Below are 18,656 nucleotides of genomic sequence, written 5' to 3' on the forward strand. Positions count from 1 at the left end.
GAAAATAGTCATACTCGGAATGCAGGGTTGACTACCGGCCCGCCTCCGTCATTCCGTTGTCCCTTACACGGCAAAATTCAATCAACTGCTCCGAGGTCATTGGTCGTGCCAAAGCGTAACCTTGCAATATATGGCAACCGAGATCTTTCAGGATCTTCGCATGCTCCATGGTCTCCACGCCCTCGGCAACAATGTCGATGTTCTGCGATCGGCCGATTTCGATAATGGAGGAGACCAGGCGGCGCTGCGATGGAGACGCGATAATCGGCTTGATGATTTCGCGGTCGATCTTCAGGCGTCGCGGCTCAAATCGAAGTAGGCTGACGATACTGGCATGTTCGGTGCCGAAGTCATCGATCTCGATTTCGATGCCAAGCTTTTTGACGGCGGGAATGATCTCGTTGAGAACAGGTTGAAGAGCATTCAAGGAGATGGTTTCGAGCAGCTCGAAACACAGGCGACCCTTCGCTATGGGAAGCTCGGATAGTTCGGCAAGCAGATTGGCCTGCGCCAGTCGACGCGCTGAAATGTTGACCGAAACACGGGGAATTTGCATTCCCAAGCTGTCCCATCTCGTCAGCTCGAACAGGGCCTTTTGCAGGATCAGCCTATCCATGTCGCCGGTGCGCCCCAGCTTTTCCGCGACCTCCAGAAATTTGTCCGGGGCGAGCAGACCTTTTTGCGGGTGATCCCAACGGGCAAGTGTCTCGACGGCGACAATATCCAATGTGTCTGCATCGAACTGCGGTTGGAAGAATGCAACGAGTTCGTCGCGATCGAGCGCTTGATTGAATTCGTCCGCCAATTCCTTCGCATGAACCGCGGCGCTGCGAAGCTCTTCCGTAAAAACCGCCGCGCGGCCGCGGCCCGCCTTCTTCGCCTCGTACAGAGCCAAATCGGCATTGAGAAGCAATTGGCCGAGGTCGCGCCCGAGAGCATGTTCACTCTCCCAGGCGACGCCGACACTTGCCCCGACAACACAGGCCGCACCGTCAATGAAGAGGGGTTGCTCGAGCGCATCGACAATTTGCCCTGCCAATGCGTTTGCCTTCGGCTCCGGATCGACACTCCAGCTGGCGAAGATGAATTCATCTCCACCGATCCGAGCCGCTACGTCGTTGGGACCAGCCAAATCGGCAAGGCGCGAAGCCGTTTCCTGCAAGACCGCGTCGCCGCCGGCATGCCCTTTGGTGTCGTTGATCTCTTTAAATCGATCCAGGTCGATATGAATGAATATCAGGCAATCTTGTGGACTGGGTCTCGGCGGTTGCGAGATCAACTGGTCGACAAATCGTCGGTTGGGAAGCCCCGTCAATGCGTCATGCAATGACAGGTACTCCAGCCGCTGTCGTGCGCGAACGAGCTTTTTCTTGTGAAGGCGAAGCTTTTCGATCGTTCTTTGGCGCGATTTGGTCAGAAAGCCGATCCAGACAATCGGCGCAACGACACAGAATGCCAACAGGCTCGCGTAAAACTCAAAAATGCCGATCCCGTTATTTTGGCCCCATCCCTGCTTTGGCAGTGCGGCGAGGGTCCATCGGCCATAGGTGATATCGACGGATGCCTGGACCGGCTTCCTGGAAAACGTTGCCAGGCTGCCGAAGAAAACCTGTTTGGGCGCATTCGGCTCCGGTACGGTGCTGATAGCAATCTCGAGCTCGGTCGAAGCAAGGCCACTTTCCTGGTAAAGCTTGGGTATGTCTACAATGCCGGAAAGCAGGCCCCAAAAAATCTGGCTTTTTCCGTCATTGATGTAGATCGGGTACCTGACGACAAAGCCGGTTCCACCTTGGATAAGCTCCACCGGGCCCGTCAGAACGATATTGTGCGTGTTGCGCGCCAGCATCGCGGCAGCCCGTTGCTTCTCATTGGTTCGGTAGTCGAGCCCGATGGCCTTTTCGTTTCCTTTCTCCGGATAAACCCACCTGACCACCATGTCGGGCGCGGCGGCGAAGCTTCGCAATTGTGAATCGGGCTTCAGGATCTCAGCGGCAAGTTTGGAAAATCCGTCTTGGTCCATCGCCGGATTGACGGCGATGCCAGCCGCCAGTCCCTGCAACAGCTTCACATTGCTGTTGAGGTTCGTCTGAAGCCGTGAGGATATGGTGGCAAGCTCGCCGGCAACGATCGAGCGTTCATCGGCCAGCGATCGCTCCAGCCGCCAGTTCGTTGCCATCCAGACGACGATTGCCGCAATAATGGCCGCAAATATTGCCGGAGCGAAGGCGCTGGTATGGCTTATGACAGAGCGAGCGAGATTTCTTCGAAGTTTCATCAGGTTGCCGGCGTGGATGAGAAGCCCTCATCCTGGCACGGTTTCTTTAAGGCAACGCTAAACCTGCCGGCGTCCTATAAAAGGAAAACTGCCTATTCGTCCTGGAGCCGGGGTAACAGACCTAGCGTTCCCGCACCTCGCCCGCAGCGCTTATGTCGCCGGGCTGAAGTCCGCCGCCAGCACCGCGTCTTTGAGCGCCCGCGAATAGGGATGCTGCGGGTTGTCCAAGACACTGCGCGCCTGTCCTCGCTCGACGATTTCGCCTTTGCGCATGATGATGATGTTGTCGCTGATATAATAGGCGGTGGCGAGGTCGTGGGTGATGTAGACGATCGAGAGCCCGAGCTCGTTTTTCAAGCGGCCGAAGAGATTGACGATGGCCATGCGCAGCGATGCATCGACCATGGAGACCGGTTCGTCGGCCACCAGCAGGCGGGGTTGCGGGATCAGCGCGCGAGCGATGGCGACGCGCTGGAGCTGGCCACCGGACAATTCGTGGGGAAACCGGCCTTTCACTTCTTCAAGGGTCAGGCCGACATGGACGAGTGCTGCATCCGCCATCTTCTCCGCCTGCTGGCGGTCCGGCCGGATTCCCGAGAAGGAAAAATTGCGGGCGGTCTCGAAGAGATAACGATCGACACGTTTCAGCGGATTGAAGGCTTCGAAGGGGTTCTGGAGAACCGGCTGCACCTCTTTCATGAAAGCCTTGCGTTCGGATCGGCTATGGATGGCGACGGTCTTGCCGCTGAATTGAAGCTCGCCTTCCGTTGGTTCGGTCTGGCCGAGGATCATCGCCGCGATCGTCGATTTTCCCGAGCCGGATTCGCCGACGATCGAGAGGATCTCCGGCTCCGCTCCGAGTTCAAAGCTGACGTCCTTGACCGCCGTGATCAGGCGCCGGCCGAGCATGCCGCCCTGGCGGTAGACTTTGGTGACATGCGAGAGGCGAAGAAGAGCGCTCAAACCTGATCTCCCGTAACGGCAAAACACGCCACCCGCCGCCCCGGCTCGACGGTGACGAGCGGCGGAACCCTCTGTGAGCAGATGTCCATGCGCTTCGGACAGCGCGGGTGAAACCGGCAGCCTTCCGGCGGCATGGCGAGGTTCGGCGGGCGCCCCTCCAGCGAAGGGCGCGCCGTTGCATCGCCGATGCGCGGCAGGCTGCCGACGAGGTGCTGCGTATAGGGGTGGAGCGGTTTGCTGAAGAGCTTGGGGGTCGGCGCTTCCTCGACAAGACGCCCGGCATAGACAATGCCGATCCGGTCGGAGACCGTCGCATGCACCCCCATGTCATGGGTGACGAACAGGAAGGACGAGCCCATCTCGCGCTGGATTTCGCGGATCATCGACAGCACGTCGCGCTGAACGATGACGTCAAGCGCGGTCGTCGGTTCGTCGGCGATGATGAATTCCGGCGTCAGGATGGTGGCAAGCGCAATGGTCATGCGCTGACGCATGCCGCCGGAGAGTTCGTGGGGATAGGCGTCGAGCAGTTGCGGATCCAGCTTCAGCCGCTGCAGATGGATGGCGACCTTCTCGAAAAAAATTGCCTTGCTGACCTTCATGTGGCGAAAGGCGAAATCGGTGAAGGAATGGCGGATCCGGCGCACCGGATTGAGCACATTCATCGAGCCCTGCATGATATAGGACAGATGCCGCCAGCGCAGCGCCATGCGCTCTTCCGGGCTCATCGCGTAGATGTCCTGGGTGCCGCCGGCGAAATGGAATTTGACGCTGCCTGAGACGACCCGCAGCGGCGGCCGGATGGCGCCGGCGATGGTCTTGATCAGGGTGGTCTTGCCGCTGCTCGATTCGCCGGCAACGCCATAGACCTCGCCGCGGGCGATGGTCAGGCTGATATCGTCGACGGCGCGCACCTCGCGATCGACGCCGAAGAGGAAGGCACGGTAATAGGCTTTCAGGTTCTGGATTTCGACCAAAGGATCCATTCTAATTTCCCATCCGGTTCAGCCGGCTGCGCGGATCATTGTATTCGTTCATCGACATGGACAGCAGGAAGAGCGCCAGGAAGAGGACGACGATGACAGCGACGGGGGCGGCCACCCACCACCATATGCCCGAGATCAGCGCCGAATGCGCATTGGCCCAATAGATCATCATGCCCATGGTCGGCGTCTCGATATCGGTGAAGCCGAGCACCGAGAGGGTGATCTCCATGCCGATCGACCAGATCATGTTGTTCATCGTGGTGGCAAAGACGATCGGCAGAACATAGGGCAGGTGCTCCTCGACGAGGATCTTGCGCATGCTCATGCCGGAATAGACGCTCTGGGTGGTGAAGGATCTCGTCTTCAGGCTGATTGCCACCGAACGGATGAGGCGTGCATCGTAGGACCAGCCGAGCGACGCCATGATGAGGATCAGCGCCGTCCACGTCATGCTATCCTTCAGCACGAAATAGAAAAGGATCAGCAGCGGAAATTGCGGGATGACCATGACGCTATCGTTGATCGCCATCAGCACCCGGTCGACCGCGCCGCCGGCATAACCGGCGACGAGGCCGACGACCAATGAGATGATGCGTGAAATGAAGGCGACGCCGATGCCGAAAAACAAGGTGTTCCTGAGGGCGGTCGTCAGTTGCCAGAAAACGTCCTGGCCGCGCGATGTCGTGCCGAGCCAATATTCGCCATCGGGCGGCATATCGGGCGGCAGAAGATAGATGTCAGTCGCGCCGTAGGGCGAGAAATACGACAAGATGACGAAGCCGACGATAACGGCAAAGAGCAGCAGGCCGCAGAGGAATTCCATATTCTGGCGCGCGAGGTCGCGGACAATCGTAAACATGCTCTATTCCACCTTGATGCGCGGGTCGATCAGCGGGCTCAGAATGTCGATGATGAAGACGGCGGCGGCGACGCCGACGATCGACAATGCGCTGAGGCCGAGCACCAGGCTGTAATCGCCGGCGTGCACCGCTTCGATCAGCAGGTTGCCGATGCCCGGATAGCCGAAGACGATTTCGGTGATCACCGTGCCGTTGAAGATTGCGCCGAGCGACATGGCAAGCCCGGTGAACTGCGGCACCATAGCATTGCGGGCGATATAGGAGCGCAGGATCTTTCGCTTCGGAACGCCGCCAAGCTCGGCGAAGACCACGTAATCCTCAGTGATGATGTTGGAAACGAGCGCGCGCATCCCGATCAGCCAACTGCCGGCGCCGACCATAATCAGCGACAAGGCCGGCAGGATCGAGTGTTTCAGGATATCGAAGACCAGCGCAAAGGAGAGGTCCAGATTGGCGTTCATCTCGTAGCCACCGTTGATCGGCAGCACCGGCCAGAGATAGCCGAAGACAATCAGCAGCACGAAGGCCAGAATGTAATAGGGAATGGGAAGCAGGGCGATGAAGACGAGGCTGACGGCCTTCAGCACCATGTCCTTGCGGTAATAGCCGGCGAGCGCGCCGATGGCATTGCCGAGCACGAAGGTGATGAGGGTCGACACCGTCATCAGCCCGATGGTCCAGGGCAGGGATCGCAGGATGATGGTGGAAACGGGTGTGGGAAAAGCCGACAGCGAGGGACCGAGATCACCGGTCGCAAGCCGAAGCCAGAAATGCAGGTATTGCTGCCAGATCGAGCCCTCCATGCCGTAAAGCTCGCGAAGCGACTGGCGCATGAGCTCGATCGCGTTGGGATCGGACTGACCCATCTGGGTGATGGCGCCTATGCTTTCTTCGACCGGATCGATCGGGGTCAGGTGCGTGACGAAGAATGTGATGGTCACGCCAAGAAATACGACAAGCAGAAACTGACCGAACCGCTTCAGCACAAAGATCAGATAGGACGTCATAGGGCAGTGGTTCCTCTCTGGTTCCCTTCATCGAGTGGAAAGGATCGACGGACACGCCACATGCCCGCCGATTAGGGGGCCGGCGCGCAACACTCGCGCCGGCGTTGGGAGGATTATTTCGGTTGTGCCGGCTTCAGCTTGACCATCATCAGCCTGGAGTTGGCCCAATTCGGCACCGGATCGGTATAGGGATCCGATATCGTCGGATAACCGGTCCAATAGGTCGTATCCATCGAGGTGAAGACGTTATACGACATCAGCGGGATCGTCGGCATTTCGCGGGCAACCAACTTCAGATAATCCTTGCCGAGCTCGACGCCCTTGGGATCGTCGGCGCTGATGCCGCGGATGCTTTCGATGATCTTGTCGAGCTCCGGATTGCTCCAGCGCTGCCAGTTGCGCGGCGGCTGATTGTCACCCTTCTTGGCCACGAACTGCGAATGCCAGCTATCCAGGAAGAACGACAGATCGGGATCGCCGCCCCAGGTTTCGACGCTCCAGGCGATCGCCACCTGGAAATCGCCGGGCTGTAGCGCCGTCTGCCAAAGTTTAGCGGCCGGCACGGCTTTGGCGTCGATGCCGAAGGCCGCCCATTGCTGTGCGATCAGCGTCCCGGCGCGGGTGAAGACCGAGCGTGTGTCGCCTTCCACCGTCATCCGGATCTTGAAGGGCTGTCCATCAGGGGTCAGCCATTTGCCGCCGGATTTCTTGAAGCCTGCCTTTTCCAGAAGTTCGCCGGCCGCTTTCGGGTTCGGTTTCCACCAGCCGTAGCCGAAGGCACCGCTGATCGCTTCCGGATCGGTCGGGATCTGGTCTTTGAACTTCGGCTGCTTGCGCAGGATATCGGCGATCTGTTGCCCGACTGTCGGATCATATGGCTTGATCTTGCTCTTGCCGGTATCGACCTCGAAATTCTTCAGCCAATCCTGCATCGGCGCCTGATAGTCCTTCATCGTGGCCGCCGTCGGCGGCACGCCGAGCGCCGACAGCGTCGCAGCGCCGCGATAGCTCGCCATATCAACCGCCTTGATGTCGATCAGCAGGGCAAGCGCCCAGCGTACATCGGCATTGTCGAAGGGCGGATTCTGGGTGTTGAAGATCACGGCCGGCAGTGTCGGATCCGGATGGGCAAAGGGGAAGCCCGGGAACCAGGTTTCGATCGACTTGGATTTCTCCTTGAGGGTGAACATGCCTTCCGGCGTATTGTCGTGGATGATATCGAGATTGTGCTCGAGCTGGGCGATCGTCCGCTTATCCGGCGGGCCGGGATCGGTATAGGTCACGTATTTCGGGGCCGGCTCGCCGAAGCGGGCAAGCGATGTCCGCTGCCAGTCGTCACGCTTCTCCCAGGTATACCACTTGCCCTGGGGGTCGAATGCCTTGAGCTTATAGGCGCCGAGCGAGACGGGATTGGCGAAATCATAACGAAGCGGATCTTCGACTTTCTCGAAGACATGCTTGGGCATGATCCAGGCGCCGTTCCAGCGAACGGTGAAAATGGCGTGGAAGCGCGAATTGGGCTTCTTCAGCTTGAACACCACAGTCGAGGGATCGGTCGCCTCGACGCTTGCCACCTGCACCGAGAAGGCAGCACTCCAGACCATGCCGGGATGATCCATCTGCGTCTTGACCGTGTAGACCACGTCGTCCGCCGTGAACTCGACGCCGTCGCTCCAGAAGAGCCCCTTGCGCAGTTTCACGGTCATCTCGGTGAAGTCGGCATTGTATTGCGGCTTGTCGGCAGCCAGCGAATTATCCCAGGTCGCGCCGCCAAGTCCTTGTTCGGGGTCGATATACCAGAGCGTATCCATGGTCAGCTGCTGCAGGCCGGTCGATACGCCGCCGCCGCCATTGACCCAGATGTTGAACCAGCCGGGATTTTTGATCGTCCCTTCCGGATTTTCGACGATGAGCGTCTCCTTGCGCGGCAAGGAGGTGTAGTCATCGGCCTTGGCCGTCGCTGTCAGGCCGAGTGCGGCCAGCGCGACGCCAAATGCGAGCCTCTTCCACTGTTGCATGAACTCCTCCCTAGAAAGCGACGATACGGCGGCCGTAAAGGCACGCATGGGCACGTCGCGGTTGTCGGTTCGCAGAAGCCTCAGGACTTGAACAGTCAGGTCCTGGACCTCGGTGAACCATCCTTCCGGCTCCCTGCCTCCTCGCAGCGAGCCGAATATCCCAGAGCATGATGCCGAAAAGTGTGAGCGGTTTTCGGACGACATCATGCTCTAACTATTTAATTTAGAACAGGATTCAGATTTTAGGCCGATCCGGCCTGAAATCATCCTGTTCTAGCCGGGAGGCGCCTGAATGGGCCACCCGGCGGTAGCTGTCACACCGACAGCCGAATGACGTTGTAGGAGAACGGTTTCAGCGCCGCGCGCAGCCGTCCATCCTCGATCTTTCCACTCTCGACATTGACGGGGGCGACCGTCTTCGGCCGCGCAGCCGTATTGACGGCCTCCAGATCGCCATGGGTCATCTCCACCTGCTCGACCACCCGGGCATTTCCGAAGCCTTCCAGCCGCACATCGAGATCGAGCGCCGAGCTCGGATGGCGATTGACGGCAAAGAACGTCAGCGTCTTGCCGTCCTCGGAATGGACTGCCGATACGTCGAGATAGTGGACGTCGTTCTCCTCGTCGCTGTCATAGGTCGGGCCATCGACGACCAGCTGCAGCGCCGTTCCACGGCCATACCGGGAGGCGTAATAGAAAGGGTAATAGATGGTCTGGCGCCAGGCCGCACCGCCGTCTTCGGTCATGATCGGGGCGATGACGTTGACGAGCTGTGCGATGCAGGCGATGCGCACCCGGTCGGAGCGTCGGATGAAGGTGTTCAAGATGCCGCCGACCTGCAGCACGTCCTCGAAATTATAGATGTCTTCCAAGAGATGCGGCGCATCCGGCCATTCGTCGCGCGCCAGGATCTCCTTGTCCTGCTGGTTGGAATGATACCAGACATTCCATTCGTCGAAGGAAATGCCGATTGTCTTCTTCGAGCGTTTTTTTGCCTTGATGTAGTCGATCACGCCGCCGATCGTGGTGATGTAGCGGTCGAGCTTCGTCGCGCGGGCGAGATAGTTGAGGGTATTTTTCTCGCGGTTGGCAAAATACATATGCAGCGAGATATGATCGGCGCTGTCGTAGCACTGCTCGAGAACCTGGGCTTCCCACTCGGGATAGGTCTTCATGTCGGAATTCGACGAGCCGCAGACCACGAGTTCGAGCGACTTGTCGAAGCCGCGCATGGCCTTCGCCGTCTCGTCGGCCAGCCGGCCATATTCATAGGCCGACTTGTGGCCGACCTGCCAGGGACCATCCATCTCGTTGCCGAGGCACCACAGTTTCACATCGTGCGGATTGGACCAGCCGTGCTTGCGGCGCAGATCCGACCAGTAGGTGCCGCCGGGATGATTGCAATATTCGAGGAAATTGCGGGCGGCATCCAGGCCGCGTGATCCGAGATTGACGGCAAGCATCGGCTTGGTATTCGCCTTCTTGCACCAGTCGACGAATTCATTCACGCCGATCTGGTTGGCTTCACGGGTGCGCCAGGCAAGGTCGAGGCGCACCGGGCGCTCCGAACGCGGGCCGACGCCGTCTTCCCAATTATAGGCCGAGACGAAGTTGCCGCCGGGATAACGGCAGTATGGCGTGTCGAGCTCACGGACCAGATCGAGGACATCCCGGCGGAACCCGTCCTCATCGGCCGTGGGATGTCCGGGCTCATAAATGCCCCCGTAGATCGCCCTGCCGAGGTGCTCGAGAAATGAGCTGTAGAGCCTGGAGTCAATGGTCGCGATGCGGAAATCGCGGTGGACAATAACATTCGTCTTCAACGGATCCTCCCGTTTATATATCAGATTTTTTGTTTTCTTGCCCCTAACTTGATATCAGGAATGTTGTTCTGTCAACCGAGTTGCGCTTTTAATCATACTAATGCAGATTTCCGAGAAAATTATTTTATTACAGTATGTTGTCGTATTTTATCGGTCATCGGAATTGGAAAAAAGCGTGATGTTTAAATCAGGATTCCCGATTTTTATTTTTCAGACATGCAGCCGCATGATGATATCGCGTCCGTGATTTCCGAAGCCGCGGCCGAAAATGTTGACGCCGCCGGTATGGCCGGCATTCTCCGCGATGCCGACCCGGAGCCGGATGGAAGAGTGCTGGGCAAGCGCGAGATCGCTGAGCGTGACATTCGATGCGGCGATACCGTCGATGAAGGTTCCGCGCGTGGAGATCCGCCAGGTCTTCATCATACCATATTGCGAGCCCTCGAGCTTCCACCATGCCGGCGTGAAGGCGCCCCGCTTGTCGCCGTAGTCGCCGGGCGACGTCCAGGTGCCGATCGCCATTCCATTGACCCAGAGCGTTATATCCGAGGGCCAGTCCGGATTGGTACCGGGCACCTCAGACGACAGCTCCAACGAAAACTCGATGGCGCGGATATCCTTGTTCAACACCTTGGCGTTGTTGGGGAATTTATATTCCACATATCCCCTGCCGAACCAGACGAGTCCGGCCTGCATGCGCTGCGGATCGAGGAAATAGTCGGGAACATCGAGAGGGCCGATGACGCTCTCGGTGGAGCAAAGACCGCATGGCGCATGGACGTCACAGCTGGTGTAGAGCCCAACCGGCATCTCGACTTCGATGATATTGTTGGCCCTTTGCGCGGCACTTTCCTCAAAGCTGATCAGAATTTCGCTGTAGATCGCAGAGCAGATCTTCTGGTTTCCCTTGCGCGCCTTGGTCAATTGGGAATCGACAAGTCGGGCGTCTTCCAAAATCTGGATCCCGGTGGCGACAGTCGATTGTGGAAGAGAAAGAGCACGCGCGATATCGTTGATATTCATCGGCCCCCTGGCGCAGAGCAGCTTGAGCATCTCAAGCCGCGCCGGCGCTGAAAGCGCGCGTATCGCATCATTATTCTCGCCGGCGGCAATCGTCAAAAACGAGCGTTCCATCATTCCCCCACTATTTCCGATGAAATGATGTATATCGGAAATTGTGATACATCAAGTGGGAATGCTTAGATCGACCGTGACTGACTTAGATGGTTTAGAATTCTGCGATGCGAGGGACTTAGATATCCTTCCACGGATTGATGATCTGCAAGCCGATTCCCTCGAAATCGGACACATTGCGCGTTGCGACTGAAGCGCCGCGCGAGACGGTGATGGCTGCGATCTGCGCATCGAACTGGCTGATCGGCCTGCCAGCCTCGCGGCGATTGGTGGCAATGATGGCATAGACGTCTGCCGCGTCACGATCGAATGGCAGGACACGGCCACTCATGTCCTCATTGAATATCGGCAGGACTGCTGCCTCGAGATCACGCCGACGCCGACCGTGAGGAAGCAGGCGCAAGCCATATAGAATTTCCGCTTCGGTAATCGCGGTTGTGAATACCGATAGTGGATGTTGTGCCCCGAGCCATTCGATTACAGCCACATTCGGCGCCGGCGTGAGCAGTTCCGAAATGACGTTGGTATCGAGGACGATCACGCGTCAAAGTCCGGCGCGTCCCGGATCGGCTGGCGGGGGGGAATTTCGAGCTCAACCCCTCCGACCGATTGTAAGCGGGAGCGAATTGTATCGGCGAGATTGCGCGCCACCGGCTCGGTCGTCGCAAGTGCCGTACGCAGAATATCGCGTGCTTCGTCTTCCATTGACCGGCCATGCGTGGCGGCGCGAACGCGCAGCCGCTGCTTCAATCCATCATCGAGATTGCGGATCGTCATGCTGGCCATCATTGCCTCCATTCATCAATGACAGCATATAAATCATTGATCGCATCTTCTCAAGCAACGGTCGCGAGATGCGTTTCCGTCCTTAGCCTGGCAGGTCCACAACAAGCGTGGTCCGCCGGCCCGGGTCAGTGCCCGGTCGCCTCAGGCTGCAGATCGGCATCGGTCAGGGTTCCCAGGAAGGCGACGATATCGTCGATCTCGGGATCGGTAAGCCCGGGCGCGTCGCCCGGCTTCCTGCCGAAGGGCGGATCCTGGTTGAGATTGTCCCAATAGGCCTGCGGCAGGTCGTCATATCTGCGAACCGTGCCGTCGGAATTTTTCGGATACCAGCGGCCGGGATCGCTGTCGCGCGTCGCATAGAAGGAGACGACGTCGCGCAGCGAATGGAAATAGCCGTTGTGGAAGAAGCTCTGCTTCAACGCGACATTGCGTAGCGTCGGGGTGCGGAACAGGCCGCAATAGTCGCTGCGTCCGGCAAAGTCGGTGCGCTGCGGGCCGCAAAGACCGAGATCATGATAGTTGGGATCGTTGTTGGCGGGGATCGCCATGTTGCGCGGCGCGGCAAGCCCGAGGAAGCCGAAATCGGAAAATTGCGGCGGCTCGCCGTCATTGGCGGGTTCGCTCAAGTGACAGCTTGAACAGTTGCCCTTGGCCGGATCCTCGAACAGTTGGCGCCCATGCAGTTCCTGCGCCGTCAGCGTCGCCCTGCCGGCGAGGAAGGCGTCGTAGCGGCTGGAATAGGGATAGAAATCTGGACCGCTCTGTTCGAAGGTGGCGAGCGCCTCGGCGGCGGCATCGAAGGCGTCCTTAGGATTGTCGAACACGGTCTCGCCGAATGCCGCCTTGATGTCGTCGGCATAGGCCGCCGTCTGCAGCTTCGCCACCACCTCGGCCACATCCCTGTCGCCCATCTCGAAGGGTGAGAGCAGCGGGATCTTTGCCTGATCGGCGCCGTGATCGACCCGGCCGTCCCAGGTCAAACCGCCGTCGGGCCGTTGTCGACGCTCTCGTCGCCTTCGTCCTCGGAATCGTAATAATGCTCGGTGAAAGCAGGCACCGATTGCAGATAGCGCAGGGTCGGAACGGCGCGCAGCCCCGGCTGGTCCCGATGCTCGCCGCCCATTTCAACCGGCATGGCCGATGCCGGGCCGAAGGCGTGAGCCGGATCATGGCAGGACGCGCAGGCTTGAAGCCCCGAGGCCGACAGCGAGGTATCTGAGAATATCTTGCGGCCGAGCGCTGTGAGCGTTTCGGCCCGGGCGAAGGCTTCCGTGCGCGACATCGGCCCCGGATGCACGCCGGCGGCAGCTGCCGCGCTGCTTTACCGCAGGGGAAGAAGGGCAAGACCAAGCGCCACGGCACCCATGCTGACGGCCAGGCCGGACCGCACAAGCCAGATGATCTTCGTCGTCATCATAAGGATTCCAATAAGTTGGGGCCGGTTTCCGCTATGATCGAACCCCGCTGCAACAAATTGATGACGGCCATCCTCGTGCGGCATCACGGCAAGTCCTGATGTCACAAAGTTGATAGACGGCGGGAATAGCCTCAGCGCGCCCCCGAGCGTTCTCCGCTCCCTCTAGCCAACGCCCCCTAGCCATGAGGTACTTGCCGTGAAAAGACTGAAACTCCTCCGTTCCATCCGTCTCGCCGGATCGGCCATGGTGCCGTTTGCCATGGCGACGGCAGCCCATGCGGCGCCCGCCGGCTACGACAAGATCGACAATGTCGTCGTCATCTATGCCGAAAACCGCAGCTTCGATAATCTCTACGGCAGCTTTCCCGGCGCCGACGGGCTCTCGAACGCGACAGCCGATCGCGCCCGCCAGCTCGACCGCGACGGCCAGCCGCTGCCCGAACTGCCGCCGGCCTGGGGCGGCCTCACCGCCAAGGGGGTGACGCCTGCTGTCACTGAGGCGCAGTCGGCCCATCTTGCCAACGCCTCCTTCGCGATCGACGATCCGAAGGGCTTCGCGCAGGCGCCTTCGGTCATCACCCGCGACCTCTGGCATCGCTTCTATCAGGAGCAGATGCAGATCGACGGCGGCAAGAACGACAAGTTCGTCGCCTGGGCCGATTCCGGCAGCCTGGTCATGGGGCACTACGACGGCTCCATCCTGCCGATGTGGCAGGTCGCCAAGAAATACGTCATTGCCGACAATTTCTTCCAGGGCGCCTTCGGCGGTTCGTTCCTCAACCACTTCGCGTTGGTCTGCGCCTGCGCGCCCTATTATCCGGATGCCGACAAGAGCCCGGCCAAGCCGACCATCGCCAAGGTGGATGCGTATGGGACATCGCTGACGGTCGCGGAGAATGCCCCGAAGTCGGCGCTGGAGGGCGCACCGAAATTCGTCTCCGACGGCACGCTGACGCCTGACTTCTACGCCGTCAACACCATGCAACCGCCCTACCAGCCGAGCGCCAATCCGCCGGCCACAGACGGCGATCCGGCCTTTGCCGATCCGGCCGCCGCAACGACGCTGCCACCGCAGCATGAAATCACCATCGGCGATCTCATGTCGCTGAAGGGTGTCAGTTGGAGCTGGTATAGCGGCGCCTGGCAGGCAGCCCTCGACGGCAAGAACGCCACGCCGGTGCCGAACTTCCAGTTCCATCATCAGCCGTTCAACTATTTCGCCAATTTCGCGCCCGGTACGCCGGCGCGTGCCGAACACCTGAAAGACGGCGGCCTTGGCGGAGAAGCCTTCTTGAAGGATATCGACGACGGCAAGCTGCCGGCGGTTTCCTTCTACAAGCCGCAGGGCAACCTCAACGAACATGGCGGTTACGCCGATGTTTCGAGCGGTGACCAGCATCTTGCCGATATCGTTTCCCATCTCGAGAACAGCCCGCAATGGCCCCATATGCTCGTTATCGTCACCTATGACGAGAATGGCGGCTTCTGGGATCACGTCGCACCGCCGAAGGCCGACCGCTGGGGTCCGGGCAACCGTATTCCCGCCTTCATCATCTCGCCCTTCGCCAAGGGCGGCATGGTCGATCATACCCAGTACGACACCACGTCGATCATCCGCTTCATCACCGCGCGCTACGATCTGCCGGTTTTGCCCGGCATCCTCGCCCGCGACAAGGCGCTGCGCAATAACGACCGGCCGCCGATGGGTGACCTCACAGCTGCACTCGACCTGACACATTGACCGATTACGAGCGGCCCCGGTGCTGACCGGGGCCGCTCTGCCCCAATTTTGCTGTCAGCGATGCAGCAGCGGGCGCAACGCCGCCTGTGTTTCTTTCAGCAGCGGCAGATAGCGTTCCTTCATTTCCGCCGCCGGGACGAGGGCGGCTGGCGCGCCGATGTTGATCGCCGCGAGCGTTTCGCCGCGGTCGTTGTCGATGGGCACGGCGATGGAGCAGAGGCCGATCTCCAGCTCCTGATCGATGATGGCGTAACCCTCAGTGCGGACCCGCCGGAATTCGGCGATCAGCTCGTCCGGATCGGTCTTGGTATTCGGCGTGTTTTGCTTCAGCTCGCTGCGGGCGAGGATGGCGCGCGCCTCGCTTTGGGCCAGGGCAGCAAGCAGTACGCGGCCCATCGAGGCGCAGTAGGCGGGCAGGCGGCTGCCGGGTGTCAGGTTGATCGACATGACGCGGCGCTGCGAGGCGCGGGCGATATAGACGATGTCGGTGCCGTCGAGCACCGAAGCGGAAGCGCTCTGGCCGGCCTTTTCCGAGAGATGATCGAGATGCGGCTGCAGCAGCGCCGGCAGCGGCGTCGCTGAGAGATAGGCATGGCCAAGGCGCAGGATCTTCGGCGTCAACGTGAAGAACTTGCCGTCATAATCGGCATAGCCGAGCTCGGCGAGCGTCAGCAGCGAGCGGCGCACGGTGGCGCGGTCAAGCTCCGTCAGCTTTGCGGCCTCGGCAATGGAAAGCCGCTGCCGCGTTTCACCGAAAGCTTCGATGACCTTCAGGCCGCGGGCGAAGCCGCTGACGAAATCCGTTTCGCGCATGGGTCCAGTCTCCAATGGATTCATTTCACTTTGTGCGATATATAAACAAATGTCAAATATCGCACAAAATACGTTGCCGGCTGGCTTGCCGCGCTTTATGTCTACGCCAGAGGACGGGATGGAAAGTTCCCGACCGCATCAGCCAAGGAGAGATCCCGCATGGACAAGACAGTCGGGAGCACGGCGGAAGCTGTCTCTGAGATCGGTGATGGCGCGACCGTCATGATCGGTGGTTTTGGTGGCTCGGGCGCGCCGATCGAGCTCATTCATGCGTTGATCGACAAGGGCTCCAAAGGCCTCACCGTGATCAACAACAATGCCGGCAACGGGCGCATCGGTATCGCTGCGATGATCGATGCCGGCATGGTCAGAAAGATGATCTGTTCTTTCCCGCGTTCGTCGGATCCCCGCGCCTTTACCGACAAATATCTGGCCGGCGAAATCGAGCTCGAGCTGGTGCCGCAGGGAACGCTTGCCGAGCGCATCCGCGCCGGCGGGGCCGGCATCCCGGCTTTCTACACGCCGACGGCCTACGGCACCGAACTGGCCAACGGCAAGGTCATCGCCGAATTCGACGGCCGCCATTACGTGCAGGAGCGCTGGCTGAAGGCCGACTTCGCAATCGTCAAGGCTGCGATCGGCGACATCCAGGGCAACCTCACCTACAACAAGGCCGGCCGCAACTTCAATCCGCTGATGTGCATGGCGGCGGCGAAGACCATCGTCCAGGTCTCATCCATCGTGCCGGCTGGCGGCATCGATCCCGAGCAGGTGGTGACACCAGGCATCTTCGTCGACCGCGTCGTTGCCGTTCCCCATCCCCAGCAGGAAGAAGAGCTCATTCGAGCCGGAGTGGCCTACGTATGACGATCGATATAAGCCGCATCAACACCCGCGAAGACATCAAGCTTTCCAATGCGCAGATCGCCTGGCGCGCCGCGCAGGACATCGCCGACGGCGCCTATGTGAACCTCGGCATCGGCTTTCCGGAAATGGTCGCCCGTTATCAGCCGCCCGGCCGTCAGGCGATTTTCCACACCGAAAACGGCATCCTGAACTTTGGCGAGCCGCCGGCGGCAGGCGAAGAAGACTGGGATCTGATCAATGCCGGCAAGAAGGCGGTGACGCTGAAGCCGGGTGCTGCCTTCTTCCATCACGCCGACAGCTTCGCCATGGTGCGCGGCGGTCATCTCGACGTCGCGATCCTCGGCGCCTATCAGGTTGCCCAAAGCGGCGACCTTGCGAACTGGCGGGTGGGCAGCAAAGGTGTGCCGGCCGTCGGCGGCGCCATGGACCTGGTGCACGGCGCCAAGCAGGTCTGCGTCATCACCGAACACGTCACCAAGACAGGCGAGCCGAAGCTGGTGGAGAAATGCACCTTCCCGCTGACCGGCGTCGCCTGCATCACCCGCGTCTATACCAGCCATGCCGTCATCGACATCGTCAAGGGACGCTTCGTCCTGCGCGAGAAGTTGGCCGCGATGTCGCAGGAGGAATTGCAGGCGATGACCGGCGCGCCGCTGCATGTCGACGGGCCGGTTGCCGACCTCGTTGTCCCCAAGCTCTGAGGAAAAGCCATGACCGAAGCCTTTATCTGCGATTATGTCAGAACGCCGATCGGCCGCTTCGCCGGCTCGCTATCCCAGGTGCGCGCCGACGATCTCGGCGCAATCCCGCTGAAGGCGCTGATGCAACGAAATGCCGCCGTCGATTGGGAAGCCGTTGACGATGTGATCTTCGGCTGCGCCAATCAGGCGGGCGAGGACAACCGCAATGTTGCGCGCATGTCGGCCCTGCTGGCCGGCCTGCCGATCACGGTTCCCGGCACGACGATCAACCGGCTCTGCGGCTCCGGCATGGATGCGGTGATCACGGCGGCGCGCGCCATCCGCTCCGGCGAGGCCGAACTGATGGTCGCCGGCGGCGTCGAGAGCATGTCGCGTGCGCCCTTCGTCATGCCGAAGGCCGAGACGGCCTTTTCGCGCACGGCCGAAATCCATGACACGACGATCGGTTGGCGCTTCGTCAACCCATTGATGAAGAAGCAGTACGGTGTCGATTCCATGCCGGAGACCGGCGAGAATGTCGCCGAAGACTATCATGTCAGCCGCCAAGACCAGGATGCGTTTGCGGTGCGAAGCCAGGCGAAGGCGGCCGTCGCCCAGGCAAACGGACGGCTGGCGAAGGAGATCACCCCGGTGACGATCCCGCAGCGCAAGGGTGATGCTGTTGTCGTCGACAAGGACGAGCATCCGCGCGCGACGACGATCGAAACGCTGGCGAAACTCGCGACACCTTTCAAAAAGGAAGGCGGTACGGTGACGGCCGGCAATGCCTCCGGCGTCAATGACGGGGCGGCGGCACTGATCGTCGCGTCGGAAGCGGCGGCGCGAAAATACGGCCTGACGCCCATCGCCCGCATCCTCGGCGGCGCGGCTGCCGCCGTTCCGCCAAGGGTGATGGGTGTCGGGCCGATCCCGGCCTCGCGCAAGCTGATGGCACGGCTCGGCATGACCGCGGAGCAGTTCGACGTGATCGAACTCAACGAGGCCTTTGCCAGCCAGGGGCTGGCGGTGCTGCGCGCGCTGGGCATTGCCGATGATGACGCACGCGTGAACCGCAATGGCGGCGCGATCGCACTCGGCCATCCGCTTGGCATGTCGGGCGCACGCATCACCGGCACGGCGGCCCTCGAGCTTCTGGAGACCGGCGGACAATATTCGCTGGCGACCATGTGCATCGGCGTTGGGCAGGGGATCGCGGTGGCGCTTGAAAGGGTTTGAGGCCGGGACGCTTCCAGCTTTTGCCGGCTGCCGATCCGTTGCGCGGTGTG

General features: G+C 60.3%; 15 protein-coding genes and 1 pseudogene. 4 read left to right on the top strand and 12 right to left on the bottom strand.

Features of this window, described 5'->3' with window-relative positions; genetic code table 11:
• Positions 1-31: 31 nt before the first annotated feature.
• From N1937_RS30215 to N1937_RS30265, 11 genes and pseudogenes are all read right to left on the bottom strand, one after another.
• The gene (locus N1937_RS30215; RefSeq protein WP_260060400.1) at positions 32-2,275 is read right to left on the bottom strand and encodes a bifunctional diguanylate cyclase/phosphodiesterase; all 2,244 of its coding nucleotides are present in this window, start codon (positions 2,273-2,275) and stop codon (positions 32-34) included.
• A gap of 150 nt (positions 2,276-2,425) precedes the next feature.
• Positions 2,426-3,238, bottom strand: a complete 813-nt coding sequence (locus N1937_RS30220) for an ABC transporter ATP-binding protein (RefSeq protein WP_260060401.1) — start codon at positions 3,236-3,238, stop codon at positions 2,426-2,428.
• The gene (locus tag N1937_RS30225) at positions 3,235-4,224 is read right to left on the bottom strand and encodes an ABC transporter ATP-binding protein (RefSeq protein WP_260060402.1); all 990 of its coding nucleotides are present in this window, start codon (positions 4,222-4,224) and stop codon (positions 3,235-3,237) included. The genes N1937_RS30220 and N1937_RS30225 overlap by 4 nt, the downstream gene beginning before the upstream one ends.
• A gap of 1 nt (position 4,225) precedes the next feature.
• The gene (locus tag N1937_RS30230; protein WP_162115258.1) at positions 4,226-5,083 is read right to left on the bottom strand and encodes an ABC transporter permease; all 858 of its coding nucleotides are present in this window, start codon (positions 5,081-5,083) and stop codon (positions 4,226-4,228) included.
• A 3-nt stretch (positions 5,084-5,086) separates the two neighbouring features.
• A complete protein-coding gene (locus N1937_RS30235; RefSeq protein WP_003554064.1) occupies positions 5,087-6,091 on the bottom strand; it encodes an ABC transporter permease in 1,005 nt (334 codons plus the stop codon).
• 113 nt (positions 6,092-6,204) lie between these two features.
• Positions 6,205-8,109: an ABC transporter substrate-binding protein gene (locus tag N1937_RS30240; RefSeq protein ID WP_170260512.1), complete on the bottom strand. Its 1,905-nt coding sequence runs from the start codon at positions 8,107-8,109 to the stop codon at positions 6,205-6,207.
• Between the two features lie 314 nt (positions 8,110-8,423).
• On the bottom strand, positions 8,424-9,932 hold the full coding sequence (gene arfA, locus N1937_RS30245) for an arabinosylfuranosidase ArfA (protein WP_260060403.1): 1,509 nt from the start codon (positions 9,930-9,932) through the stop codon (positions 8,424-8,426).
• 210 nt (positions 9,933-10,142) lie between these two features.
• Complete coding sequence (locus tag N1937_RS30250) at positions 10,143-11,069, bottom strand: ArsR/SmtB family transcription factor (protein ID WP_017968313.1); 927 nt, start codon at positions 11,067-11,069, stop codon at positions 10,143-10,145.
• A 115-nt stretch (positions 11,070-11,184) separates the two neighbouring features.
• Positions 11,185-11,607 carry a type II toxin-antitoxin system VapC family toxin gene (locus N1937_RS30255; protein ID WP_017968314.1) on the bottom strand — a complete coding sequence of 141 codons (423 nt, stop codon included), beginning with the start codon at positions 11,605-11,607 and terminating at the stop codon, positions 11,185-11,187.
• Complete coding sequence (locus N1937_RS30260) at positions 11,604-11,852, bottom strand: FitA-like ribbon-helix-helix domain-containing protein (protein ID WP_017968315.1); 249 nt, start codon at positions 11,850-11,852, stop codon at positions 11,604-11,606. Before N1937_RS30260 ends, N1937_RS30255 begins: the two co-directional genes overlap by 4 nt.
• Positions 11,853-11,977: 125 nt before the next feature.
• Positions 11,978-13,266, bottom strand: a pseudogene (locus N1937_RS30265) (cytochrome-c peroxidase).
• 199 nt (positions 13,267-13,465) lie between these two features.
• Here N1937_RS30265 and N1937_RS30270 point away from each other — a divergent pair.
• A complete protein-coding gene (locus N1937_RS30270; protein ID WP_260060404.1) occupies positions 13,466-15,010 on the top strand; it encodes an acid phosphatase in 1,545 nt (514 codons plus the stop codon).
• A gap of 54 nt (positions 15,011-15,064) precedes the next feature.
• Here the strand turns inward: N1937_RS30270 and N1937_RS30275 are convergent, their stop codons facing one another.
• The gene (locus N1937_RS30275) at positions 15,065-15,823 is read right to left on the bottom strand and encodes an IclR family transcriptional regulator (protein WP_260060405.1); all 759 of its coding nucleotides are present in this window, start codon (positions 15,821-15,823) and stop codon (positions 15,065-15,067) included.
• Positions 15,824-15,982: 159 nt separating this feature from the next.
• Between N1937_RS30275 and N1937_RS30280 the strand changes: the two genes are divergently transcribed.
• The 3 genes from N1937_RS30280 to pcaF are packed head-to-tail and all read left to right on the top strand — an operon-like array spanning position 15,983 to position 18,606.
• Positions 15,983-16,690, top strand: a complete 708-nt coding sequence (locus tag N1937_RS30280) for a 3-oxoacid CoA-transferase subunit A (protein ID WP_017968319.1) — start codon at positions 15,983-15,985, stop codon at positions 16,688-16,690.
• Positions 16,687-17,391 (top strand): CoA transferase subunit B, encoded by a 705-nt coding sequence (locus N1937_RS30285; RefSeq protein WP_170277658.1) that lies wholly within the window; start codon positions 16,687-16,689, stop codon positions 17,389-17,391. Before N1937_RS30280 ends, N1937_RS30285 begins: the two co-directional genes overlap by 4 nt.
• A 9-nt stretch (positions 17,392-17,400) precedes the next feature.
• Complete coding sequence (pcaF, locus tag N1937_RS30290; RefSeq protein ID WP_260060406.1) at positions 17,401-18,606, top strand: 3-oxoadipyl-CoA thiolase; 1,206 nt, start codon at positions 17,401-17,403, stop codon at positions 18,604-18,606.
• Positions 18,607-18,656 lie beyond the last annotated feature (50 nt).

Origin of the sequence: Rhizobium sp. WSM4643 (assembly GCF_025152745.1) — a bacterium.
Lineage (GTDB): Bacteria > Pseudomonadota > Alphaproteobacteria > Rhizobiales > Rhizobiaceae > Rhizobium > Rhizobium leguminosarum_I.

Excerpts from the sequence above, each read along its gene's own strand:
- N1937_RS30215 (WP_260060400.1), bottom strand. The coding sequence starts at position 2,275 with ATGAAACTTCGAAGAAATCTCGCTCGCTCTGTCATAAGCCATACCAGC.
- N1937_RS30225 (WP_260060402.1), bottom strand. The coding sequence starts at position 4,224 with ATGGATCCTTTGGTCGAAATCCAGAACCTGAAAGCCTATTACCGTGCC.
- N1937_RS30230 (WP_162115258.1), bottom strand. The coding sequence starts at position 5,083 with ATGTTTACGATTGTCCGCGACCTCGCGCGCCAGAATATGGAATTCCTC.
- N1937_RS30235 (WP_003554064.1), bottom strand. The coding sequence starts at position 6,091 with ATGACGTCCTATCTGATCTTTGTGCTGAAGCGGTTCGGTCAGTTTCTG.
- N1937_RS30240 (WP_170260512.1), bottom strand. The coding sequence starts at position 8,109 with ATGCAACAGTGGAAGAGGCTCGCATTTGGCGTCGCGCTGGCCGCACTC.
- N1937_RS30250 (WP_017968313.1), bottom strand. The coding sequence starts at position 11,069 with ATGATGGAACGCTCGTTTTTGACGATTGCCGCCGGCGAGAATAATGAT.
- N1937_RS30260 (WP_017968315.1), bottom strand. The coding sequence starts at position 11,852 with ATGGCCAGCATGACGATCCGCAATCTCGATGATGGATTGAAGCAGCGG.
- N1937_RS30275 (WP_260060405.1), bottom strand. The coding sequence starts at position 15,823 with ATGCGCGAAACGGATTTCGTCAGCGGCTTCGCCCGCGGCCTGAAGGTC.
- N1937_RS30280 (WP_017968319.1), top strand. The coding sequence starts at position 15,983 with ATGGACAAGACAGTCGGGAGCACGGCGGAAGCTGTCTCTGAGATCGGT.
- N1937_RS30285 (WP_170277658.1), top strand. The coding sequence starts at position 16,687 with ATGACGATCGATATAAGCCGCATCAACACCCGCGAAGACATCAAGCTT.
- pcaF (WP_260060406.1), top strand. The coding sequence starts at position 17,401 with ATGACCGAAGCCTTTATCTGCGATTATGTCAGAACGCCGATCGGCCGC.